General features: G+C 52.0%; 25 protein-coding genes. 22 read left to right on the forward strand and 3 right to left on the reverse strand.

Annotated elements, in window-relative coordinates; all coding sequences use genetic code 11:
• Position 1 precedes the first annotated feature (1 nt).
• From flgC to AL515_RS06340, 11 genes are all read left to right on the forward strand, one after another.
• Complete coding sequence (flgC, locus tag AL515_RS06290) at positions 2-433, forward strand: flagellar basal body rod protein FlgC (protein ID WP_061067321.1); 432 nt, start codon at positions 2-4, stop codon at positions 431-433.
• Entirely contained in the window at positions 433-1296 is an 864-nt protein-coding gene (locus AL515_RS06295) for a flagellar hook capping FlgD N-terminal domain-containing protein (protein WP_061067322.1), read from the forward strand. Before flgC ends, AL515_RS06295 begins: the two co-directional genes overlap by 1 nt.
• 28 nt (positions 1297-1324) lie before the next feature.
• On the forward strand, positions 1325-2527 hold the full coding sequence (flgE, locus tag AL515_RS06300; RefSeq protein WP_061067323.1) for a flagellar hook protein FlgE: 1203 nt from the start codon (positions 1325-1327) through the stop codon (positions 2525-2527).
• A gap of 9 nt (positions 2528-2536) precedes the next feature.
• On the forward strand, positions 2537-3274 hold the full coding sequence (locus tag AL515_RS06305) for a flagellar basal body rod protein FlgF (RefSeq protein WP_003838815.1): 738 nt from the start codon (positions 2537-2539) through the stop codon (positions 3272-3274).
• Between the two features lie 30 nt (positions 3275-3304).
• Positions 3305-4090 carry a flagellar basal-body rod protein FlgG gene (flgG, locus tag AL515_RS06310; RefSeq protein ID WP_061067324.1) on the forward strand — a complete coding sequence of 262 codons (786 nt, stop codon included), beginning with the start codon at positions 3305-3307 and terminating at the stop codon, positions 4088-4090.
• Between the two features lie 102 nt (positions 4091-4192).
• On the forward strand, positions 4193-4858 hold the full coding sequence (gene flgH / locus AL515_RS06315) for a flagellar basal body L-ring protein FlgH (protein ID WP_061067325.1): 666 nt from the start codon (positions 4193-4195) through the stop codon (positions 4856-4858).
• Between the two features lie 14 nt (positions 4859-4872).
• On the forward strand, positions 4873-5994 hold the full coding sequence (locus AL515_RS06320; RefSeq protein WP_061067326.1) for a flagellar basal body P-ring protein FlgI: 1122 nt from the start codon (positions 4873-4875) through the stop codon (positions 5992-5994).
• A gap of 8 nt (positions 5995-6002) precedes the next feature.
• Positions 6003-6305, forward strand: a complete 303-nt coding sequence (locus tag AL515_RS06325) for a rod-binding protein (RefSeq protein ID WP_105242209.1) — start codon at positions 6003-6005, stop codon at positions 6303-6305.
• Between the two features lie 98 nt (positions 6306-6403).
• Entirely contained in the window at positions 6404-7780 is a 1377-nt protein-coding gene (gene flgK / locus AL515_RS06330; protein ID WP_061067328.1) for a flagellar hook-associated protein FlgK, read from the forward strand.
• A 17-nt stretch (positions 7781-7797) separates the two neighbouring features.
• Positions 7798-8727 carry a flagellar hook-associated protein FlgL gene (gene flgL, locus AL515_RS06335; protein WP_061067329.1) on the forward strand — a complete coding sequence of 310 codons (930 nt, stop codon included), beginning with the start codon at positions 7798-7800 and terminating at the stop codon, positions 8725-8727.
• A 25-nt stretch (positions 8728-8752) separates the two neighbouring features.
• Positions 8753-9754, forward strand: a complete 1002-nt coding sequence (locus AL515_RS06340) for a hypothetical protein (protein ID WP_061067330.1) — start codon at positions 8753-8755, stop codon at positions 9752-9754.
• On the opposite strand, the gene AL515_RS06345 is transcribed toward AL515_RS06340, so the two are convergent.
• Together AL515_RS06345 and AL515_RS06350 are read right to left on the reverse strand one after the other, a co-directional pair.
• Positions 9751-10230, reverse strand: coding sequence for a hypothetical protein (locus tag AL515_RS06345; RefSeq protein ID WP_061067331.1), 480 nt, complete (start codon positions 10228-10230; stop codon positions 9751-9753). The genes AL515_RS06340 and AL515_RS06345 overlap by 4 nt on opposite strands.
• Positions 10208-11158 carry a transcriptional regulator gene (locus tag AL515_RS06350; RefSeq protein ID WP_061067332.1) on the reverse strand — a complete coding sequence of 317 codons (951 nt, stop codon included), beginning with the start codon at positions 11156-11158 and terminating at the stop codon, positions 10208-10210. Before AL515_RS06350 ends, AL515_RS06345 begins: the two co-directional genes overlap by 23 nt.
• A 556-nt stretch (positions 11159-11714) precedes the next feature.
• Here AL515_RS06350 and lafA point away from each other — a divergent pair.
• The 11 genes from lafA to dinB all read left to right on the forward strand — a co-directional run bounded on the left by lafA (position 11715) and on the right by dinB (position 20988).
• Complete coding sequence (lafA, locus tag AL515_RS06355; RefSeq protein ID WP_061067333.1) at positions 11715-12620, forward strand: lateral flagellin LafA; 906 nt, start codon at positions 11715-11717, stop codon at positions 12618-12620.
• A gap of 200 nt (positions 12621-12820) precedes the next feature.
• Positions 12821-14122, forward strand: coding sequence for a flagellar filament capping protein FliD (fliD, locus tag AL515_RS06360; protein ID WP_061067334.1), 1302 nt, complete (start codon positions 12821-12823; stop codon positions 14120-14122).
• Positions 14123-14155: 33 nt separating this feature from the next.
• The gene (fliS, locus tag AL515_RS06365) at positions 14156-14548 is read left to right on the forward strand and encodes a flagellar export chaperone FliS (protein WP_003843794.1); all 393 of its coding nucleotides are present in this window, start codon (positions 14156-14158) and stop codon (positions 14546-14548) included.
• A 4-nt stretch (positions 14549-14552) separates the two neighbouring features.
• Positions 14553-14870, forward strand: coding sequence for a hypothetical protein (locus AL515_RS06370; RefSeq protein WP_061067335.1), 318 nt, complete (start codon positions 14553-14555; stop codon positions 14868-14870).
• Positions 14867-16045 carry a flagellar hook-length control protein FliK gene (locus tag AL515_RS06375; protein WP_061067336.1) on the forward strand — a complete coding sequence of 393 codons (1179 nt, stop codon included), beginning with the start codon at positions 14867-14869 and terminating at the stop codon, positions 16043-16045. Before AL515_RS06370 ends, AL515_RS06375 begins: the two co-directional genes overlap by 4 nt.
• Before the next feature lie 7 nt (positions 16046-16052).
• Positions 16053-16532 carry a flagellar basal body-associated FliL family protein gene (locus AL515_RS06380; protein WP_061067337.1) on the forward strand — a complete coding sequence of 160 codons (480 nt, stop codon included), beginning with the start codon at positions 16053-16055 and terminating at the stop codon, positions 16530-16532.
• A gap of 20 nt (positions 16533-16552) precedes the next feature.
• Complete coding sequence (locus AL515_RS06385; RefSeq protein WP_061067338.1) at positions 16553-17269, forward strand: FliA/WhiG family RNA polymerase sigma factor; 717 nt, start codon at positions 16553-16555, stop codon at positions 17267-17269.
• Between the two features lie 29 nt (positions 17270-17298).
• Positions 17299-18162: a flagellar motor stator protein MotA gene (gene motA, locus AL515_RS06390; RefSeq protein WP_061067339.1), complete on the forward strand. Its 864-nt coding sequence runs from the start codon at positions 17299-17301 to the stop codon at positions 18160-18162.
• Positions 18163-18164: 2 nt separating this feature from the next.
• Positions 18165-19163, forward strand: coding sequence for a putative lateral flagellar export/assembly protein LafU (gene lafU, locus AL515_RS06395; RefSeq protein ID WP_061067340.1), 999 nt, complete (start codon positions 18165-18167; stop codon positions 19161-19163).
• A 55-nt stretch (positions 19164-19218) separates the two neighbouring features.
• Positions 19219-19866 carry a hypothetical protein gene (locus AL515_RS06400; protein WP_061067341.1) on the forward strand — a complete coding sequence of 216 codons (648 nt, stop codon included), beginning with the start codon at positions 19219-19221 and terminating at the stop codon, positions 19864-19866.
• A gap of 66 nt (positions 19867-19932) precedes the next feature.
• Complete coding sequence (gene dinB / locus AL515_RS06405; RefSeq protein ID WP_048212532.1) at positions 19933-20988, forward strand: DNA polymerase IV; 1056 nt, start codon at positions 19933-19935, stop codon at positions 20986-20988.
• A 101-nt stretch (positions 20989-21089) separates the two neighbouring features.
• Here dinB and pepD read toward each other — a convergent pair whose 3' ends face one another.
• On the reverse strand, positions 21090-22547 hold the full coding sequence (gene pepD, locus AL515_RS06410) for a cytosol nonspecific dipeptidase (protein WP_048212531.1): 1458 nt from the start codon (positions 22545-22547) through the stop codon (positions 21090-21092).
• Positions 22548-22575 lie beyond the last annotated feature (28 nt).

Consider the following 22575-nt stretch of genomic DNA (forward strand, 5'->3'; position numbering starts at 1 on the left):
CATGTCGTTTACTGATATTTACCAGATCTCTGGCTCGGCGATGACGGCGCAAACCATCCGTCTGAATACCGTTGCCAGCAACATGGCGAATGCGGAATCTCCTGCCAGCAGCGAGGCACAGGCCTATAAGGCGCGCAGCCCGGTTTTTGCTGCGGTTTATAACAATAGCCTGATTGGTAGCAACAACCGTCACGGCATTGATGGCGCCAGCGTACAAGTGCAGGACGTGATGCAAAGCGGCGGGGCGGTGAAACGTTATGAGCCGCACCACCCAATGGCGGACCAGAACGGTTTCGTCTGGTATCCGGATGTCAACGTGGTCGAGCAAATGGCCGACATGATGTCTGCCTCTCGTGATTTCGAAACCGACGTTGATGTGCTGAATAACGTCAAAAGTATGCAGCAAAGCTTACTCAAACTGGGAGAAGTGTAATGAATACCCTGGCTCTGTATGCCCAATCTCAGGCGCTGGCTTCTTCTCAGGAGAAGACGGCGGTGGCTGAAAATACTGTGAGCGCCACGGCGCAAAGCAGTAACCTGGGGGACAGCAGTTCTTCCTCTACCTCGTCAACCACGGATACCAGTGGAACCAGCGATACACCGACGACAACAACGTCTACGGAAACGTCTGCAGTTGACACGTTTTTGACGCTGTTCGTGGCCGAAATTGAAAACCAGGACCCGACCGATCCGACCGATCCTACGGCCTATATCGATCAGCTCTCCTCAATGGCGCAGGTTGCCATGATGGAAGAGATGAGCGTGCAGGCGAACACCAATGCCGTGCTGATGAGCAACATTCAGGTGATGGCGCTGGGCAATATGGTCGGCGACGACATCATGGTGCAAACCACCTCGCTGGATATTGAAGACAACAGTCAGGCGATTCAGGGACGTGTCACGCTGGATGACAGCTGTACCGATGTGGATCTGCATTTCACCGATGAAGCCGGTGATGACTACACCGTGTCGCTGATCCCGGAAGGTCAAACCTCCGTCGGACCCGGCCAGGTGGATTTCGACATTAATCCTGCGGATTACGGCATCCCGCCGGGTGATTACAGCGTGTCTGTGGTGACCAATACCGGGGAAGAAGAAGTACCGATTGAGGTGACGGGCACGGTGGAAGATGTGCGTATTCCGCTCGATGGCAGCACGCCGGTGCTCAATGTTGACGGCGTTGGCGAAGTGCCTTTCACCATGATCACCCAGTTTGGCGTACCGGACAGCACCGATGACACCACGCCGCCTGATACTGACGGCGGCGATAACGCTGACAGCAATACCGTCATCTGATCTCGTTAATATTACAGGAACAAAAAAAATGAGTTATGAAATTGCAGCGACGGGCCTGAACGCCGTCAACGAACAACTGGATGGGATCAGTAACAACATCGCGAACTCCGGTACGGTCGGGTATAAATCAATGACCACTCAGTTTTCCGCGATGTACGCCGGGACGCAGGCGATGGGCGTGAGCGTGGCGGGTTCCGCGCAAAGCATTTCCACCGGCGGCTCGATGGTCTCTACCGGCAATGCGCTGGATTTGGCCATTAACGATGATGGTTTCTTTGTTATGTGCGATAGCGCGGGGAATATCTCCTACACCCGCGCCGGGTCCTTTGTGACGGACAAAAACGGCTATATCGTTAACGCATCGGGCGATTACCTGCAAGGCTATCCGGTTGATGACAGCGGCACACTGCAAACCGGTACCGTAACCGATATCCAGATTAAAACCGGCAACATTCCGGCGCAGGCTACCGACAGCATGACCTTCACGGCCAACTTTGATGCCAGTGATGAAGCGATCGATCGCACCAGCGTGCCGTTTGACCCGAATAACAGCGACACCTACACCGACAGCTACACCACCACCGTGTATGACTCGTTGGGTAACGAGCACTCGGTCAGCCAGTATTTTACCAAAACCGCGGATAACACCTGGGAAGTGCAGTACACCTTTGATGGCGAAGCGCAGACTGGCGTACCTGCAACTACGCTGACCTTCGATCCGAATACCGGCAAGCTGACCTCTCCGACCACGCCGCAAACCATCACCTTTACCACCGATGAAGCCGCGCCGATTTCGATGACCGTCGATTACTCCGACTGTACCCAGTATGGCTCAGATTTCTCTGTTACCACCAACTCCGCGACCGGCTATGCCTCCGCAACGCAAAACGGCGTGCAGGTGGATGACGACGGCAAAGTGTACGCCACCTACAGCAATGGTGAACGTATGCTGCAGGGCCAGGTTGTGCTGGCGACCTTCCCGGATGAGAGCGGACTGGAAGCGGTAAGCGGTACCGCGTGGGTGCAGACGGGTGAATCCGGTACACCGTTGATTGGCACGCCTGGTTCCGGCTCCTGCGGCACGCTCTCTTCCGGCATGCTCGAAAGCTCCAACGTCGATATCACCAACGAACTGGTCAACCTGATGACCGCCCAGCGTAACTATCAGGCGAACACGAAAGTGATTTCGACCAGTACGCAGTTGGATCAGGCTCTCTTCCAGGCGATGTAAGGCTAAGAAATGGATCGGTTGATTTATACCGCACTAAGCGGCGCCACCCAGACGCTGCTGGAGCAGCAAATTAGCGCCAACAACCTCGCCAACGTCAACACCAACGGTTTTCGTGCGGATATGGCGATGGCAAGTAATGACAAAGTCAAAGGCGGTGGCTTCGATACGCGTTTTATGGCGAAAGAGAGTCCCAGCGGCGTCAATGACAGCACCGGCGTGGCGGAAAAAACCGAGCGTCCGCTGGATGTCGCCATTCAGGGAACCGGCTATATCGCCGTGCAGGATAAAGCCGGAAACGAGGTCTATACCCGCAACGGTAATATTCAGCAGGACGATCAGGGACAACTGACCATCGACGGCAATATTGTGCTCGGGGATAACGGCCCGATCATTTTGCCACCGAATGCGATTGCCTCCTTCGGCAGCGACGGCACGCTCTCGGTGACCCCCGACGACGGTGATGTGACCGCCACGATGGATATCGATCGCCTGAAGCTGGTGGATATTCCGGTCGCCAATCTGGCGAAAAACAGCGAGGGGATGCTGGTAACGGCGGATGGCGTACCGGCCCAGCGCGATGAAAACATCAAAGTGAGCGGCGGCTTTCTGGAAGGCAGTAACGTGTCTGCGGTGAGCGAAATGATGTCGTCCATTGCGATGAACCGCCAGTTTGAAGCGCAAATCAAGATGATGAAAACCGCTGAAGATCTCAGCGACTCAGGCAACAGGCTGCTACGCGGCTCCTGAGTTGTCGCCTTTAATCAGGGATAAAGTGTTATGAACGCAGCGTTATGGATCAGTAAAACCGGCCTGTCGGCGCAGGATGCTGAGATGAGTGCGATTGCCAACAACATCGCCAACGTCAACACCACGGGCTTTAAGCGTGACCGCGTGATGTTCCAGGATCTGTTTTATCAGACTCAGGAAGCGCCGGGCGCCATGCTCGATCAAAACAACATCATGCCGACCGGAATGCAGTTTGGTAGCGGTGTGCGCATTGTCGGTACGCAGAAAACCTTCACCGAAGGGAATGTGGAAACCACCGACAATACGATGAACGTGGCCATCATGGGGCAAGGGTTCTGGCAGGTGCAAAAGGCCAACGGCGATATTGCTTATACCCGTGACGGCAATATGCAGGTTAACGCTGACGGCGTGTTAACTAACTCTGAAGGACTGCCTCTGCAACCGGAAATTGATGTTCCGGCAGGCGCCACCAACGTGGCGTTTGGCGAAGACGGCACCGTGACGGCGATCCTGCCCGGCGACAGCGATCCTACCGAATTGGGACAACTGACGCTGGTGAACTTTGCCAACCCGGCCGGACTTTCAGCCGAAGGCGACAACCTGTACCTGGAAACGGCAGCCAGCGGTCAACCGACGGAAGGTATTCCGGGGGAAGATGGTCTGGGAACGTTACAGGATAAAGCACTGGAAGGCTCGAACGTGGACATCGTCAACGAAATGGTGGCGATGATCACCGTACAGCGCGCCTATGAGATGAACGCCAAAATGGTCTCTGCGGCAGACGATATGCTGCAGTTTATTAGTCAGACACTGTAACTCAAGAATGTGAAATGCCGGAAGCATGCTTATCCGGCCTACGAGTTACACCCCTTTGTAGGCCGGATAAGCGTCGCGCCATCCGGCAGAAATAGGCAGAACGTGAAAAATTATCTCTGGCTGGTGGTACTGCTTCCCCTGTTAAGCGGGTGCGAATCGCAGGCTCTCCTGGTCAAAAAAAATGACGAATACTTTGCTCCACCTAAAACGGAAGCGCCGCCAACGGCGGATGGCCGCGCGGGAGGGGTGTTCGAAACGGGTTACAAGTGGTCGCTGACGGCGGACCGTCGCGCTTATCGGGTGGGCGATATCCTGACCGTGATGCTGGAAGAATCCACCCAGTCGAGCAAACAGGCGAAAACCAATTTCGGCAAGAACAATACCGTGGACATCGGCGCGCCGACTATCTTTGGCCATACCAAAGATAATCTGTCTGGCTCGGTTGACGCCAATCGTGATTTCAACGGGACGGCGACCTCGCAGCAGCAAAACAGTTTGCGCGGCGAAATTACGGTGTCGGTGCACTCGGTACAACCGAACGGCATTCTGGAAATTCGCGGTGAAAAATGGCTCACCCTCAACCAGGGGGATGAGTACATCCGCCTGAGCGGTCTGGTGCGTGCCGATGATATTCAAAACGACAACTCTGTCTCCTCGCAGCGTATCGCCGATGCGCGAATCTCGTATGCAGGGCGTGGAGCGCTGAGCGATGCCAATGCGGCAGGCTGGCTGACGCGTCTGTTTAACCATCCTCTCTTCCCGATCTAATGCAGGATTTTACTATGCAACACTTACGCGGGCGCTGGATGAAAGCGTTAAACGGCATCGTTATCGCGTTGAGCCTGGCGCTGCCCGGCACCACGCAGGCGCAGTCTCTGGAGTCGCTGGTCAACGTCCAGGGGATCAGGGAAAACCAGCTCGTCGGCTATAGCCTGGTGGTGGGGCTGGACGGAACCGGGGATAAAAACCAGGTTAAATTCACCAACCAAACTATTACCAACATGCTGCGCCAGTTCGGGGTACAGCTGCCGAGCAAAATCGATCCGAAGGTGAAAAACGTCGCGGCGGTGGCGGTCAGCGCGATGCTGCCGCCCATGTACTCGCGTGGGCAGACCATTGACGTTACGGTCTCGTCGATTGGTGATGCCAAAAGCCTGCGCGGCGGCACGTTATTGCTCACCCAGCTACATGGCGCGGATGGTGAGGTTTACGCCCTTGCACAAGGGAGCGTGGTGGTCGGCGGGATGAACGCCACCGGGGCCAGCGGCTCCAGCGTTACAGTCAATACGCCGACTGCCGGGCTTATTCCTAATGGTGCGTCGGTGGAACGTGAGATTCCCAGCGATTTCCAGATGGGCGACACCATCACGCTGAATCTGAAGCGTCCCTCTTTTAAAGACGCCAATAACATTGCGGCGGCGATCAACGCCTCGTTTGGCGGCATTGCCACCGCGCAAAGCTCGACTAACGTCAGCGTCCGCGCGCCAACCAGCCCCGGTGCGCGCGTCGCCTTTATGTCGCAGTTGGATGACGTGCAGGTGCAGGCGGAAAAAGTGCGCGCCCGCGTGGTGTTTAACTCACGAACTGGCACGGTGGTGATGGGCGATGGCATCGCCCTGCACGCGGCGGCGGTATCGCATGGCAGCCTGACGGTTTCCATCAACGAAAGCAGCAACGTCAGCCAGCCAAATGCCTTTGCCGGCGGTCGTACGGCGGTTACGCCGCAGAGCAACATTTCGGTGAATCATGCCCGTCCTGGCATGATCTCTTTGCCTGAATCCAGCAGCCTGAAAACGTTGGTTAACGCCCTTAACAGCCTGGGCGCCACGCCGGACGACATTATGTCTATTTTACAGGCGCTACATGAAGCCGGGGCGCTGGACGCCGATCTGGAGGTGATTTAATGGCCGACATCAAAGTGAATCATAGCGGCGGCATTGACGGCAGCGATGCATTAATGGGGCCGAAAATCAAAGCGAACGATTTGCAGAAAGCCGCTCAGCAGTTTGAAGCCATTTTCTTACGCAACATGCTGAAAGAAATGCGTAAAACCAATGAGATCTTCGACTCGAAAGACAACCCGTTTAACAGTGACTCGGTGCGCATGATGCAGGGATTTTACGACGATCAGCTTTGCAACAGCCTGGCCCAGCAGCACGGCATTGGGATTGCGGCGATGATCGTTAAACAACTTTCCCCGCACCACAAAGGATAAAGGTTGCGCGGCGGCTTAAGAACCGGGGTTTTTAAGTCGCTCTTAATCGGCAAGGTTGTTAACGACAGACCGGGTGACTGACCGGCAAGGACTCTTTGATGGACATGATTAACATTGGCTACAGCGGCGCATCAACGGCGCAGGTGGAGCTTAACGTAACCGCGCAAAATACGGCGAACGCCATGACCGACGGTTACACCCGACAGGTTGCCATCACCAGCACCATTGGCGCCAGCTCCGGTTCGGCGAACAGTGCGGGTAACGGCGTGCAGGTTGACAGTATTCGCCGCGTTTCAAACCAGTACCAGGTGAACCAGGTGTGGTATGCCGCCAGCGATTACGGCTACTACAACACCCAGCAGGAGTATTTAACGCAACTGGAAACGGTGCTCAGCGACGATAACAGCAGCCTGAGCGGCGGTTTTGACAACTTTTTTGCCGCGCTAAACGAAGCCACCACCAGCCCGGATGATTCCGCCCTGCGTGAGCAGGTGATCAGTGAGTCCGGCGCGCTGGCGCTGCGTGTGGATAACACGCTGGATTACATCGACTCGCAAAGCAGTGAGATCGTCAGCCAGGAACAGGCGATGGTGGCGCAGGTGAATACCCTGACCAGCGGCATTGCCAGCTATAACCAGCAGATCGCACAAGCTGAAGCCAACGGCGATAACGCCTCTGCCCTGTATGACGCTCGTGATCAAATGGTGGAGCAACTGAGCGGCATCATGGACGTGCAGGTCAATATTGATGATGAAGGTAACTACAACGTCACGCTGCAAAACGGTCAGCCGTTGGTCAGCGGGCAGGAGAGTTCCACCATCGAACTGGATACCAACGCCGACGGCACGCAGAGCATGTCGCTGACCTTTGCCGGAACGACGTCATCGATGAACACCGATACCGGCGGCTCGCTGGGGGCATTGTTTGATTATCAGAACCAGGTGCTGACGCCGCTGACGGGAACCATTAACAGCATGGCGTCGCAATTTGCCGATGCGGTCAACACCCAACTGGCGCAGGGCTACGACCTGAACGGGAATCCCGGTGAACCGCTGTTTATTTATGATGAAAACTCATCTGACGGCCCGCTGGAAGTGAACCCGGATATCACCGCCGATGAGCTGGCATTTTCCAGTTCGCCGGACGAAAGCGGCAACAGCGATAACCTGCAGGCATTGATCAACATCTCTACCGAACCGCTGGACATTGACGGCCTCGGCAGCGTAACCGTGGGCGAAGCCTGTTCATCGATCATCAGTAACATCGGTATTTACAGCCAGCAAAACCAGACGGAAGCGGAAGCGGCGGCCAACGTTTACTCCGAAGCGCAGAACCAGCAGAGCAGCGTCAGCGGCGTGAGCATGGATGAAGAAGCGGTGAACCTCATTACCTACCAGCAGATTTATGAGGCCAACCTCAAAGTTATCTCAACGGGCGCAGATATTTTCGATTCTGTGCTGGAAATGTGTAGCTAATCGGGAGAGGAATGAATATGCGTGTGTCTACTCAGCAATCTTATGTGTCCATGACGCAGAGTTTTAACGACCTTTCCAGCGATCTGTCTCATGTGGTTACGCAGATGGCGACCGGGAAAAGCATTCTGCTGCCATCTGACGATCCTATCGCGGCAACCCGTATTACCCAGCTTAACCGCCAGCAATCGGCCCTCGACCAGTATCAGAGCAATATTGACTCCGCCACAGCGGGTATGAGCCAGCAGGAGTCAATTCTGGATGGCGTTAATAACGATCTGTTGGCGATTCGCGACGATCTGCTGGAAGCCGCCAACGGCACTAACACCGCCGATTCGTTAGCCAGTCTGGGGCAGGATATCCAGTCGATGACTGAAGCGATGGTCTCGGCGCTGAATTACCAGGATGAAGACGGCCACTATGTGTTTGGTGGAACGGTCAACGATCGGCCGCCGATTGTCGCAGTGGATGAAGACGGTGACGGGGTGACCGACAGCTATACCTACCAGGGTAACGGCGATCATCGCCAGACCACGGTTTCCAATGGCGTGGAAGTGGATACCAACGTAGCGGTCAGCGATTTCTTCGGCGATAGCCTGGATGTGCTGAACACCCTGACGTCATTGTCGAAGGAGCTGCAGGATCCGTCGATTGACCCTGCCGATCCGCAGGTACAAAGCGATCTTGAAAGCGCTATCGATACGGTGGATAACGCCTCTGATGCACTCAATGCTTCTATTGCCACTATTGGTGAAACGCAGAATACGATGACCATGCTGAGCGGCGCGCAAACGGATATCACCACTTCTAACGATCAGCTGATTAGCCAGTTGAGCGATCTGGATTACGGCCCGGCCTCGATTACCTTTACCGGTCTGGAAATGGCGATGGAAGCCACCTTAAAAACCTACTCCAAAGTGAGTGAGTTGAACCTTTTCAGTGTGATTTAACAGTCAGCAGCAGCCCAGGAACAGTATGCAGGTCGGTTTAAATACAACATCACTCTCCGGTAGCGGAGCGCTCAATCCTTCAGTGCAACAACATAACGTTGCGCAGAATGCCCCTGTCCGTCAAAAGTTACCCGCAACGGCGAGTGATTACCCGGCCTCTCCACTCATTACCACCCGGCCTCAACGCTACAGCGTACAGCTCAACGATCAACTCACTACGTTGCAGCAGGCCGATCACTATCTGGGGCAACTGGAACAGCATTTGCTGGATTATCGTCACGCATCGCGCCGCGGCGGGCAGGCACAGCAGCAAAAGGGCGCTGAACTTTCCCAGTGGCTGGAAAAACGGCCGTCCTTATCCGGCGGCGCGGTTGACCGGCAGCTGCGTCCGGTTCTGCAGGGCGAAGCGCGAGTGACCTTTCACTCGCCTGACCTGGCGCAGATGCTGCAAAAAAACGCCATCAGTTCACGTATGTTTAGCGTTTCCGATGGGCGACAAATGCAGCACTCTGCGGTGGTGATCGGCGAGGAGCTGGATCCTGGGCAGTACAGAATGATGATGGGTAATGCGCTGCGTCGTGTCGGCGTACAGGTGCACGAGCAGCAGGGCGCGATGAGCTTTTCCACCGCGGAAAAGCAGTGGCCGCAGATCCAACAAACCCTGAGCGTACGCGATATTGATGCTAAGTCATCAACGTTTACTCCGCTCAAGACATTCGCCGATCCCTCTCGTTCAGAAGATCTGCTGCAACAGCTATCTCAGGGGAGTAAACGCCCACAGGATGGTTTACAGCAAGCGCTGGATGCGATTGGCGATCAGCGTGCGCAAATGGCCGCCCAACAGGAGAAGGCCCGGCAACTGATTGACGGAATGGCGCGTTTTCCGCAGGCTGAAAGTGCGATTAAAGCCTCTGAATCACTCGGTGGGGTACTGGATCATGCTAATCACAATTATCAGGTATTAGCCCAGGCGGTAAATGGACAAGCCCGGCTTTCCAGCCAGACAGTCCGGAGCTTATTAAGTTAATTTGTCTGACATGCTTTTGTTGAAAAAGTAAATTCAGAGGGGTCTGTAACTAACAGACCTCCAACATCCTGAGTAAAGAGTAAATTTTGCTGCGGGTTTAAATGAATCCACCATGTATGCAGGTTATGCTCAACAATAAAAGAACTAAAATTTGATAAGCGGAGATCGTTTTTATCTGCTTTCGCATCGCTAAAATGAAGCTCGCCTTGTTTAGATGGTCCTGCAGAACGATTAAGACAAGTAGAGATCTCGAATATCGAAGGCGCCTGATTATTTTGTTCCAAAGGGATGAGGGTGAGATCCGTATCCTGGTGCAGTGGACTCAGAATAAGTTGGTAATGTGCACTCTTTTCGGTGTTAAGATCGTAGTTGGCAATAACAGTCTTCTCAATGTTAGCATAGGCCATGATACTAAAAAATAAGGAAGAAATAGTCAGGGTATAGAAAAAGTAATTATTTGCATTTTGGCATTTCATTTAACATTTTCTCCACTTCTTTAATTAAAATACCATTCATTTCGTTATCTTTATTTAGCCAGTTATCAAAACTCAGTGCTAACTGCCAGCTATCATTGCATTGGTTGCTAATCACATTAGCTAATGCAAGCTTGTTCAGCGATACCCGATAATACAACGTCATCGAGGCATTATGGCTGGCCAACTGCTGATTGATCTGCTGTATGCCGGGGAGAATATGTTGTGAAACAAGCGATAACGATTTCTTATTCTCACCCGGATCGTAAAGTTGATATACCGTAACACGGTTGGCATTTTCTAGTGTCTCTTTAACCAGTTGTGGGCTTTCTTCCATTTTAGTGGCAGACGGCGCTTTAAAATAAGAGATTAGGGCGAACAGCGACAGTGCGATAACGATAACGGGTAAGGTAATCAGAACGGCTCGGTAAGAATGACGTTTAATTGCCGGTTTTTTCTTATTTTTTTCTGGTAAGATTCTGTTATATAAATTTATTTTTTCATGTTCTGTTGATGCGCATAGCGTATCAGACACGAGAGCTTCTATAACATCTCCGTGCGCTTCGACTTCATAACTGAGGCTGACATCAGCCTTATTTTCATTAGGATCAATGGTTTCAGTCAGGTAGCTTTTATTAAATAAATACCCTTTTTTGGGTATGGTTTTTATGATTTCCTGTTGTTTACCATCATCATCGATAGCCACGCGCAGGGCATGAATAGCTGTTGGTAGACTATTGCCACCGACGATACGATTCTTCCACACTGCAGTCATTAAAAATGAACGAGATAAAACGACATCGGCATTTTTAGCTAATGTCTCCAGCAGAATAAAATGGTATTCGCCCAGGCGACGGATCTCACCTGTTTCACAATGGATTAATGCATTAAGCGAGGAATCCATCCGCCAGTTGTTGACTACAATACTCATGGTTTTTTATACCCGTGCAAGATTTTTATATCCCTGGTGTCACACCGTTAAAAATCAGTGCATTAAATTTCTGGAGAAATTGAGATGTTTTTCTGGCTGAGAAAAAACAGCCTGATTGGTATTGAGCGTTTTTTGTTCTGTCCTCAAAGGGATTGGAAATGTAGCGAAAGTGTCTGAGACTCACAATATAAAAATACAGGGTATTTGCAACTAAATGTAAAATAAGGCTTAAACAGAAAATTTTAAAGTATTCTTGGTTGAGGATAATCTGATTGCTATCATGATGTTATCCCTGCAGATACGTAAGTAATCAACCCATTATTAGATATTTCTAATAATCTTTTAATTAAATCTTGATTGAGTTCTTCCTTGCATGGTGACTGTTTTGGTACTAAAGCACGGAAAGCTAAAATAGATGGACAGGATGTTTGTCTCATTAGCTAATGATGTTGTGAAACGCGTAAAAAAATTTTTTTCTGTGCTTTAAGTTTTTCGAACGGGTGGTCGTTTTTACAGGGTATCGAAACGAAAACGATTATTCCCAAGGAGCAGTACCATGTTATCGATCAATACTAATACCGCATCAATGGCAGCTGTTAACGCTATCAACAAAAGCAGCGCATCTCTGTCTACTTCTATGGAACGTCTGGCGACAGGTAACCGCATTAACTCTTCAGCTGATGATGCTGCGGGCAAACAGATTGCCAGCCGCCTGACTGCACAGTCCAGCGGCATGGGCGTTGCACTGAGCAACATTCAGGATGCAACCGCAATGCTGCAGACTGCAGATAGCATGTTTGACGAAATGACCGACGTGCTGGGCCGTATGAAAGATCTGTCCACCCAGGCAGCGAACGGAACCTACAACAGCGACGACCTGCAGGCGATGCAGGATGAATACGACGAGCTGGGTCAGCAGATGTCCGATATGCTGCAGAATACCACCTACGGTGGTACTAACCTGTTTGGTACGAAAGCTACCAGTAACACTGGTGTTTCAGGCCTGTTCCAGAGTTCAGTGACCTTCCAGGTAGGGGCTGAATCATCTGATACCATGACAGTAGATATCTCCAAGCAATTGGGTGATCTGGTTGGCGATCTGAATCAGGTCAGTAACTCTTTCCTTACTGACAACGCCACCAACGTGAGTTCATCTGGTACTGAGCTGACAGCTTCTGCAGGTGCAGCTAACAACATGATCAGCACCATCCAGACTGCAATGGACGACGTGTCCAAAATCCAGTCCAAACTGGGTGCGTCTATCAACCGTCTGAACGACACCGCGAACAACCTGACCAGCATGCAGGACAACACTGAAGTGGCGATCGGTAACATTATGGATACCGACTACGCGACGGAAGCGTCCAACATGACCCAACAGCAGGTACTGATGCAAACCGGTATCACCATGCTGAAGCAGTCCAACAGCATGTCCAGCATGGTTTCCAGCCTGCTGCAGTAATTCTGTTCAGTGGTGAAATTGTGCCATTAACAACACCGCCGACTGGCGGTGTTGTGCTTTCAGCGGCAGAAGGTTGGTCAGGAAGTTTCCTGTTCAACGGAAATTCGATTTCCGTATGCCTGGTAATTAATTGATTTTAAATGAAATTAAAAATGGCATACATTTTGCTTTAATACCGATAACGTCGCACGGAGTTATTCATGATCAACCCTAGAACCATGGCGAAAGCCGCAGCCTATGCTGATATCGCCACGCAGAGCGCCAACCTGCAACAGCAGCAGGCAGAGTTGGATGCTGAAAGCAGCGGGCTTGATTCGCTGAGCACGGCATTAACCGATTTCCAGTCGGCTATTGATGCCTTGAACAGTGATACTGCTGGTCCACTGACCTTTTCAGCGACATCGAATAACGACTCTACGACGGTTTCTGCCAACTCGGAAGCGCAGGCGGGAACGTACTCATTTTATGTTAGCAAGCTGGCACAGGGGCAGCAGTCTACCTTCCAGATGACAGACAATATTTATGAGGCGACCGGTACATTTGATCTGACCATGGAAGATGGCAGCAGCATGGAGATCGATCTTTCTACGGCCGATAGCGATGGTGATGGCTTTATCGATGCCACCGGGCTGGTAGATGCTATCAATAGTTGTGACGAAAACCCGGGTGTTTCGGCTGCGCTGGTGAAAACAGATGGCCAGACAACCATTATGCTGACATCTGACACTACCGGCGCACAAAGTGGTTTTACGGCGACCGTGAATGGCACTGTCATTGCCAGCCCGGAAACCGCGATGACAGCTCCACAAGATGCGGAAATTCATCTGGGGAGTAAGGATGGGCCGGTCATCACCAGCAGCAGCAATACCTTCGATGATGTGATTCCTGGTGTGACCATGACCTTTACGGAGGTCAGCGATCCAGACGATGCCAGTGATGTCACGACGATTACTGTGGCAGAAGACTCCAGTGCTTCACAAGCAAAAGTACAAACCTTTGTTGATGCCTATAACACTCTTGTCGACACAGTAGATTCATTAACCAGCAATGGCGGTGATGGTTCTAATCCTGGTGTTTTCGCCGGTGACGCCGGGCTCAGTTCATTAACCAACCAACTTGATGATATCGCCCACTCATACTACGACGGCGTATCGATTGTTGATTATGGCATCTCGCTTGATTCCGACGGTCATTTAGAAATTGACTCCGATAAGTTTAACGAAGCGATGGAAGCGAACCCGGATGGCCTGACGTCGATTTTTGTCGGTGATGACAGCATGGTTGCACAGATGGATGACCTGATGGACAGCTATCTGGACTCCAGTACCGGCATCATCACTATGCGTGAAGACAACATTGAGGATCAGCAGAGCAAAATCCAGGACGAAAGCGATCAGCTTACAGAAACCTATAACACCAACTACGAACGCTACCTGGAAGAGTACACCAATACGCTGATTGAAACGTACACCATGAAAGTGAGTATGGCCGCGTTTATGTAAGCGACCGGTTTAGTAAAAGAATAGAGAGTCAATATGTACGACACGCAGGATGGTTATTCGCAATACAAAGAGATGGATCTTGCTGCCCGTACGGCAGCAGCGTCACCTCTGGAACTAGTGCTGGTGCTGTTTTCCGGTTTGATGGACGAACTGGAACGCGCCAAAAGCCATATTGAAAACAAACGCTATGAGCGTAAAGCGCAGAGCATCAATAAGTGCATCGATATTCTCAACGCTCTAACCAGCTCGCTGGAGTTTGAAACGGGCGGCGAACTGGTGGTGAATCTGTCCCGACTTTATGACCACTGCGTCTATCGTCTGTATGAAGCCAGCGGCGAACTGTCGTTAGAAAAAATTGATGAAGTGATCCTGATCCTGACGAATCTGCGCACAGGTTGGGAAGGTTTGTCGGCAAAGCTGGGGTAAGACGATGGAAAGAGAACGCCAGCAACAACAGCTTTATGCCCTGGTAAAAGAGATGAACGACGCCCTCGATCAACAGCGTTGGCGGCGATTACCCGGCCTGCATCAGCAGGTAATGCGTGTTTTTCATGAATATGAAGCCTGGGAAACGGATGCCAGCGCGTTGCGCAAGGTCAAAGACAACATGCTTTCGGCATTTGAGGCGCTGATTGCGCGGCGAACTCAGCGTGCGGAAGAACTCAAAGCGCGAATGGATAAACATCAGCAAAACCAGGAAGGCATGTTGGCGTACTCAATGGTTAATTTAATGTCGGAGAAGGCATGAATCCTGTATTACTGGCCTCGGCCAGTGCGTTGGCAGAGGCCACGCCTGAAAAAATGGCTATTTCGGCTCCAACGACTCCTGCGGGCGGTAGCGCGTTTGCATTACCGCAGAGCGGGCTTAACGTGGTGGCTGAACGCCTGATCGGCGCAAAAGTCAGCCAACAGCAGGCATCGACGGCTGAGCACAACCACGATGACGCAGATCCTGCGGCCATGCAGGCATTGCTGGCGATGCTGTTGGCGCAACCGGCTCAGACGGCAACGCCCGCGGCGGCGCAGAAGCAGCCCGGCGGCGAAGTGCTGAAAATGCTGGCGCAGGCGCAAAACACGGGGGCCGGATCTTCGCTTCTGCGCCAACTGGCGAGCGCGATGGCCGGGCAAGGAAAAACGTCCACGCCGTCGGCTGAGCAGCACGCCACCGATTCATCGTCATTGCCGCCAAAGCTGCAAACGTTGCTGGCGTCAATGACCGAGGATTTGCCTCAGGCTACCCCGGATCAACAGGCCAAACTGGCGACGTTCTCTGCCCAGGATCTCCGCGCGATTGCGCCGGAATCCGCATCGCTCTCGCCCTCACAGCAAATTTCCGCTCGGATGAAATCAGCACAGAATGGCGTTCCTCGCCCAGTGATAGAGAGAAAAACGTCTGCTGTACCGGCGAATCCAACGCTCTCTACGCAATCCTTGCTGAATACGGCGGCGCAGGGCAATCAGCCGGTGAACGCCCTGAGCGACCACAACATCGCGTCGACGCAAGTTTTCGCACCCGTCACGGTATCAACGGAGGAACTCGGCGAGAAACTGACCGCATTGCTCAAAGACAGAATTCAATTCCAGTTGGGCCAGCAACAGCAGGTATCGACCATTCGTCTTGACCCGCCATCGCTTGGCAAACTGGAAATTGCCGTGCAACTGGATGCAGGCAAGCTGATGGTGCACATCGGCGCAAATCAGAGCGATGTCTGCCGTTCGCTGCAGCAATTTAGCGATAACTTACGTCAGCATCTGACAGCGCAGAACTTCATGGAAGTGAATGTTCAGGTCTCTTCTGAGGGGCAATCGCAACAACAGCAACAGCAGCAGTCTGGTCATCAACAGGACGAGGTGACATCAGCGTTAATGCTGAATGATGATCCTCAATTTCAACGGAATGAATCCGTTCTGATCAAAGTGTAAAAGCAAAATGAAGAAAATCGTTATCGCATGTGTGATTAGTTCCGTCGTTGCTCTCGGTATTGCAGGTGGAGCAGGGTGGGGTATTTATCATTTTATGAATAAAGGTGCGAAAGCTAAGGTAGCTACGACAGCAAACCTGGCTGAGATACCCGAAGAGAATCAGGATGAGAGCAGCAGCATTTTTGTCTCCCTGCCGGAAACGGTGGTGACGCTTCATGATAATGAAGGAGCGGACAGATATATGGTGGCAGAGCTGGTGATGGTTGTTGATTCAGATAAGGATGCTGAAAAAATTAAGAAAGATGAACCGCTCTATCAAAGTATTACGGTAGATGAACTCTCGAATATGAAATATGAAGAGATTCGCGCTTTAAAAATATCTGAAATCAGAACCATGGTTTCTAATACGCTGAAAAAAGAGTTAGCGCGACGCAAAATGGCGACACCGTATAAGGACATATTGGTGAAAAAAGTCGTGTTTCAATAAGCGGCGAGCCAGAGAATAACATGATACAGGATGCTTACGAGTCAGAAGACTTTAATGCGACGCCCGTGCTGACGCCAAAACAGGAGAGCCATTATTTACAGGCTTATCTGCCTTTGGTGCGCAAAGTGGTGCGTCAACTTGCGCCGCAATGTACCTGCGTTATGGACCGGCAGGATATGGAGCAAACGGCGCTGATGGGATTGCTGAATGCGATTCGCCGCTACGGCCAGCCGGATGAAGGGTTTGCCGGTTATGCCGTCCATCGTATACGCGGCGCCATACTGGATGAACTTCGCAGTCTCGACTGGCGACCTCGTCAGTTACGACAAAAATACCATCAGATTAAAGATCTGATTCGTGACGCGCGCACCCTACTTGGGCATGAACCCTCATGGGAAGATCTCTCTAAGCTCGGACTCTCGTCTGAGGATTACCAGGAATATCAACAACTGGAAGGCGCAGAAACGCTGGCCAGTCTGGATGAATTACTGAACGGCGATATACCCGTCGGGACGCTCGAAGGGCGAGGTCTTGAAGAGCAGATAGTGACGCAGGAAATGCTCGGCCACGCCCTGAGTCAGCTTAGTGAAAAAGAGAACCTCGTGCTCTCGATGTATTACCAGCATGACATGAATTTAAAAGAGATCGCGCTGGTACTTGGGCTAACAGAAGCCCGAATTTGTCAAATGAATAAAAAAATCACGCACAAGATTCGTGATTGTTTATATCCAGATTAACAATTTCGAATTGAAATGCGGAGGACGTAATGCAAAAGATTTTAGGTTTACTGGTGGTTATAGGTTGCGTATTTGGTGGTTATTTTGAGGCTGGTGGGCAGTTAATTGCCATCTGGCAGCCAGCGGAAATTATCATTATTATCGGGGCCGGTCTCGGCGCGATGATTATTGGTAACCCGATGCATGTGCTGAAAGAGATCGTTCATCAGATCAAAGGGGTGATCAGTAAAAAGAAAATGGGGCCGGAGTTTCAGCGTCAGCTACTGATGTGCCTGTATGAACTGCTGGAAATGGTGCAAAACGGCGGTCTGCGTATGCTGGATCAGCATATTGAACAGCCGGAAGAAAGTACCATCTTCCAGAAATATCCGCTGGTGCTGACCCAAAAACGCCTGGTGACCTTTATCGCCGATAACTTCCGCCTGATGGCGATGGGTAAAATCGATGCCCATGAACTGGAAGGGATCCTCGATCAGGAACTGGATACCGCGGAAGAATCTTTGTTAACCCCTTCGCGCTCCCTTCAGCGTACCGCAGAGGCGATGCCTGGATTCGGCATTTGTGCTGCGGTATTGGGCATTATCATCACCATGCAGTCCATCGATGGTTCCATTGCATTGATCGGTCTGAAAGTGGCGGCGGCGCTGGTGGGGACATTCTTAGGGGTATTCATCTGTTACTGCCTGATGGACCCGCTGGCTAACGCTATGGAACAGCAGGCGCGGGCGGAACACTCGCTACTGGAATGCGTGCGCACCGTACTGGTGGCGCAGGCGGGCGGTAAGCCGACGCTGCTGGCGGTCGATGCGGGCCGTAAACTTCTTCATCTGGCTTCTAAACCGACTTTCGCCAATCTGGATGCGTGGGTCAATGCGATGCTGGAGCAGGAATAAGCATGAGGAAGGGGCCAAATCGCCGCGATCGCGGCGCAAAGACCACCATTATCCGGCGGCAAATTAAAAAGAATCATGCGGGCCATCACGGTGGCGCGTGGAAGGTGGCATTTGCTGACTTCACGCTGGCAATGATGGCGTTGTTTATGACCCTATGGATTGTGAACAGCGTCAGTAAGGCCGATCGTGAAAACATCGTCGCGGCGCTGCATGGACAGTCTATTTTTAACGGTGGCGGCATGGCACCGTTAAACAAGCTCGGCAAACAGCCGATAGCGCCAGGCGCGCAGAAGAAAAACGTCACGCGCAACAAGCTGGATAAAACGGTTAACCCGCAAGAGACGGCGAAAATCACCGAAGATAACGCCAAAAAAGCGCTGGATGTGAATGAAAAAGCGGTGCTGCTGAAGCAAAAATCAGCCCGTGAATTGGGTGAGCTGGCGACCGACATTAACGTCATTGCCCGCAATGCGCATATGGAAACCAACCTTGAGATGGAAATTGTTCCTCAGGGGCTGCGCGTGCTGATTAAAGATGACCAGAACCGGAATATGTTTGAACGCGGTAGCGCCAAAATTATGCCGTTCTTTAAATCGCTGCTGGTTGCGCTGGCCCCCGTGTTTGACTCGCTGGACAACAAGATCATCATCACCGGCCATACGGATGCGATGAGCTATAAGAGCAACATTTACAACAACTGGAACCTCTCTGGCGACCGTGCTTTGTCAGCACGACGCGTGCTGGAAGACGCCGGCATGCCGCAGGATAAAGTCATGCAGGTTAGCGCCATGGCGGACCAAATGCTGCTGGATGCGAAAAACCCGGAAAGCGCAGGCAACCGTCGTATTGAGATCATGGTGTTAACGCAAAGTGCTTCCGATACGCTGTATCAATATTTTGGTCAGCACGGCGAGAAAGTGGTGCAGCCACTGGTTGATAAGCTGGACAAGCAAAAGCAGGTGACTTCTTTACGTCAACCCTCTGCTCCCGTCACGCATTAATTTTGTTCTCCGCCCCCACGCAATGTGGGGGCAAATTATCCCGCAGGAAGGCAATATGATAGATATAGCCCATATTATTCCATTGGATATTCATACTGATAACGTCACCGATGTGGCTTGCCAGGGGGCGCATTTCGACCCGGTTTCAGGTATCTGGTACACCGAACCTCATGAGTTAAATGAGACGCTGCGCGAGCATGTTTACGCGACGGACAATTTTAATATTGTGGCTCCTTATTACCTGGTTATTACGTCGAAAATGCAATGCTGGAATTGCCATCAGCCCACGCATATTCATGGTGTGATGCTTACCCGGTTTATCAAACAGAATCAGGATGATAAAAGATGGATGTCCGTGCGGCGCAATACATTTTTGTTCCATATCAACACGCTGCCGGAAGAGATAAAAAAGAACATCAAAGCCAGCAATTACTATCTGGATAAAAGTAAAACGACCGGGCTACGTTACTGGATGAACCATTGTGAAATCTGTGGAGAACGCCTGGGTGACTACGAGCTGTTCTGCGTCGAAGATGATGCATTTCGTCTGATGACGATTGAAAAACTTTTGCGGGCAAATGTGCGCAAAGTGAATAAGTTGTTTGTCAGTACGGCAGGAAATCCCGCCGACCATGCGCCAAAAGACATTGTGCGTTATCTGTGTGATGCGCGCTTTGTGATGAATGGACCCGCACTGACGTAGCAGAGGTACAGACTTCTCATATCGTAAAAATACTGTATACTTAAACAGTGTTGTGAGAGGTGAATCATGCGCAAAATCATACATGTCGATATGGACTGCTTTTTCGCGGCGGTGGAGATGCGTGATAATCCCGCCCTGCGTGACATTCCCATTGCCATTGGCGGTAGTCGTGAACGCCGGGGAGTTATCAGCACGGCCAATTATCCGGCGCGTAAATTTGGCGTGCGCAGCGCGATGCCAACCGGAATGGCGTTAAAGCTGTGCCCGCATCTTACCCTGTTACCCGGTCGTTACGAGGCTTACAAAGAGGCCTCTCGCCAGATTCAGGCGATCTTCTCCCGCTACACCTCACTCATCGAACCGCTTTCGCTGGATGAAGCCTACCTGGATGTCACCGACAGCATTCATTGCCACGGCTCCGCGACGCTGATCGCCCAGGAGATCCGCCAGACGATCTTCAACGAACTACAGCTCACCGCCTCTGCCGGGATTGCGCCGGTTAAATTCCTGGCAAAAATCGCCTCCGATCTCAATAAACCCAACGGGCAATATGTGATAACCCCTGCTGATGTCCCTGAATTTCTCAAAACGTTGCCGTTGGGGAAAATTCCCGGCGTCGGCAAAGTCTCCGCCGCTAAGCTGGAATCAATGGGATTGCGTACCTGCGAAGATGTTCAAAAATACGACCTGGCTACGCTGCTCAAACGTTTTGGTAAGTTTGGCCGCGTGTTGTGGGAGCGCAGCCAGGGGATTGACGAGCGGGACGTCAACAACGAGCGGCTGCGTAAATCCGTCGGCGTCGAGCGGACGCTGGCGGAAGATATTCATCAGTGGTCAGAGTGCGAAGCGATTATTGAGCGGCTCTATCCTGAACTGGAACGGCGCCTGGCAAAGGTCAAGCCGGATCTGCTGATCGCCCGCCAGGGGATAAAACTCAAGTTTAATGATTTTCAGCAGACCACGCAGGAGCACGTCTGGCCGCGCTTAAATAAAGACGACTTAATTGCGACGGCACACAAAACCTGGGAAGCGCGTCGGGGAGGGCGAGGCGTGAGGCTGGTGGGATTACATGTCACGCTGCTCGATCCACAAATAGAAAGGCAGTTATTGTTGGGGCTTTGACGTTGATGTATTGCCGGATGGTGGCGTTAAACGCTTTATCCGGCCTACAAATCTGCTTGTAGGCTGGATAAGCACAGCGCCATCCGGCATTTAGCGCAGACTTACTTCGCCGGAATAGACTTCAGCAGTTCAGTCAGAAGCCGCCAGTAGTGGCCGACGCTTTCGATATGAACCTGCTCATCCGGGGAGTGTGGACCGGTGATGGTTGGCCCGATGGAAACCATGTCCATTTCCGGATACGGTTTTTTGAACAGGCCACATTCCAGACCAGCGTGAATGATCTGAATGTTTGGCGTTTTATTGAACAGACGCTGATAGGTTTCACGAACCAGGTGCATAACCGGAGAGTTCGCATCCGGCTGCCAGCCTGGATACGCGCCTTTGGCTTCGGTTTTGGCGCCAGCCAGTTTACCCAGTGAATCCAGCATGCTCACCACGTAGTCTTTACCGCTGTCGATCAGCGAGCGAACCAGACAGTGGATCTGAACATTATCGTCAGTCATGGTTACCACACCGACGTTCAGCGAGGTTTCTACCACGCCTTTGGCGACGTCAGAATTGCGGATCACACCGTTCGGGGTGGCATTCAGCAGACGAATGAAGCTATCGCGAGACGAGGTAGTCAGCGCGGCTTTGTCGTTAGTCACGGCATCCAGCAGCAGCGCCAGGTTTTTCTCTTTGGCTTCCAGTTCGTTTTTCAGGATTTCCTGGTAGGTGCTGACCAGCGCTTTTAACGCATCAACTTTATCGGCAGCCACGGCGAGGGTGGCGAAGGCTTCACGCGGAATCGCATTGCGCAGCGTACCGCCGTTGAAATCAACCAGACGCAGATCTAACTCTTCAGCGTGGCCTGCCAGGAAACGTACCAGCAGCTTGTTCGCGTTACCGAGACCCACATGGATTTCGCCGCCGGAGTGGCCGCCTTTCAGGCCTTTTAACGTCAGCTTAAAGCTCTGGAAGCCAGCCGGGATTGCTTCACGGGACAGCGGCAGGTTAGAGGTAAAGTCGATCCCGCCCGCGCAACCCATATAGATCTCACCTTCTTCTTCTGAGTCGGTGTTGATCAGGATATCCGCTTGCAGCCAGTTCGCCTGCAGACCAAATGCGCCGTCCATGCCCGCTTCTTCGGTCATGGTCAGCAGCACTTCCAGCGGACCGTGTGCCACATTGTCATCAGCCAGTACCGCCAGTGCGGACGCCATACCGATACCGTTATCTGCACCCAGCGTGGTACCACGGGCTTTTACCCACTCGCCATCAATATAAGGCTGGATCGGATCTTTGGTGAAGTCGTGCACGGTGTCGTTATTTTTTTGCGGGACCATATCCAGGTGCGCCTGCAAAACGACCGGCTTGCGATTTTCCATGCCAGCGGTAGCGGGTTTACGAATCAGGATATTACCAACCTGATCGCGCTCGACGTGGAAACCTTTCTCCTGGGCCCAGCTCAGAATGTGTTCAGCGAGCTGCTCTTCATGGTAGGACGGATGAGGAATAGAACAGATTTTGGCAAAAATATCCCACAGCGGTTGCGGGGATAACTGAGACAGTTCAGACACGTTGAGTCTCCTTGGCGATGTCCTGCAA

Source organism: Citrobacter sp. FDAARGOS_156, assembly GCF_001559235.2.
GTDB lineage: Bacteria > Pseudomonadota > Gammaproteobacteria > Enterobacterales > Enterobacteriaceae > Citrobacter > Citrobacter youngae.

Excerpts from the sequence above, each read along its gene's own strand:
- flgC (WP_061067321.1), top strand. The coding sequence starts at position 2 with ATGTCGTTTACTGATATTTACCAGATCTCTGGCTCGGCGATGACGGCG.
- AL515_RS06295 (WP_061067322.1), top strand. The coding sequence starts at position 433 with ATGAATACCCTGGCTCTGTATGCCCAATCTCAGGCGCTGGCTTCTTCT.
- flgE (WP_061067323.1), top strand. The coding sequence starts at position 1,325 with ATGAGTTATGAAATTGCAGCGACGGGCCTGAACGCCGTCAACGAACAA.
- AL515_RS06305 (WP_003838815.1), top strand. The coding sequence starts at position 2,537 with ATGGATCGGTTGATTTATACCGCACTAAGCGGCGCCACCCAGACGCTG.
- flgG (WP_061067324.1), top strand. The coding sequence starts at position 3,305 with ATGAACGCAGCGTTATGGATCAGTAAAACCGGCCTGTCGGCGCAGGAT.
- AL515_RS06320 (WP_061067326.1), top strand. The coding sequence starts at position 4,873 with ATGCAACACTTACGCGGGCGCTGGATGAAAGCGTTAAACGGCATCGTT.
- flgK (WP_061067328.1), top strand. The coding sequence starts at position 6,404 with ATGGACATGATTAACATTGGCTACAGCGGCGCATCAACGGCGCAGGTG.
- flgL (WP_061067329.1), top strand. The coding sequence starts at position 7,798 with ATGCGTGTGTCTACTCAGCAATCTTATGTGTCCATGACGCAGAGTTTT.
- AL515_RS06340 (WP_061067330.1), top strand. The coding sequence starts at position 8,753 with ATGCAGGTCGGTTTAAATACAACATCACTCTCCGGTAGCGGAGCGCTC.
- AL515_RS06345 (WP_061067331.1), bottom strand. The coding sequence starts at position 10,230 with ATGAAATGCCAAAATGCAAATAATTACTTTTTCTATACCCTGACTATT.
- AL515_RS06350 (WP_061067332.1), bottom strand. The coding sequence starts at position 11,158 with ATGAGTATTGTAGTCAACAACTGGCGGATGGATTCCTCGCTTAATGCA.
- lafA (WP_061067333.1), top strand. The coding sequence starts at position 11,715 with ATGTTATCGATCAATACTAATACCGCATCAATGGCAGCTGTTAACGCT.
- fliD (WP_061067334.1), top strand. The coding sequence starts at position 12,821 with ATGATCAACCCTAGAACCATGGCGAAAGCCGCAGCCTATGCTGATATC.
- fliS (WP_003843794.1), top strand. The coding sequence starts at position 14,156 with ATGTACGACACGCAGGATGGTTATTCGCAATACAAAGAGATGGATCTT.
- AL515_RS06370 (WP_061067335.1), top strand. The coding sequence starts at position 14,553 with ATGGAAAGAGAACGCCAGCAACAACAGCTTTATGCCCTGGTAAAAGAG.
- AL515_RS06375 (WP_061067336.1), top strand. The coding sequence starts at position 14,867 with ATGAATCCTGTATTACTGGCCTCGGCCAGTGCGTTGGCAGAGGCCACG.
- AL515_RS06380 (WP_061067337.1), top strand. The coding sequence starts at position 16,053 with ATGAAGAAAATCGTTATCGCATGTGTGATTAGTTCCGTCGTTGCTCTC.
- AL515_RS06385 (WP_061067338.1), top strand. The coding sequence starts at position 16,553 with ATGATACAGGATGCTTACGAGTCAGAAGACTTTAATGCGACGCCCGTG.
- motA (WP_061067339.1), top strand. The coding sequence starts at position 17,299 with ATGCAAAAGATTTTAGGTTTACTGGTGGTTATAGGTTGCGTATTTGGT.
- lafU (WP_061067340.1), top strand. The coding sequence starts at position 18,165 with ATGAGGAAGGGGCCAAATCGCCGCGATCGCGGCGCAAAGACCACCATT.
- AL515_RS06400 (WP_061067341.1), top strand. The coding sequence starts at position 19,219 with ATGATAGATATAGCCCATATTATTCCATTGGATATTCATACTGATAAC.
- dinB (WP_048212532.1), top strand. The coding sequence starts at position 19,933 with ATGCGCAAAATCATACATGTCGATATGGACTGCTTTTTCGCGGCGGTG.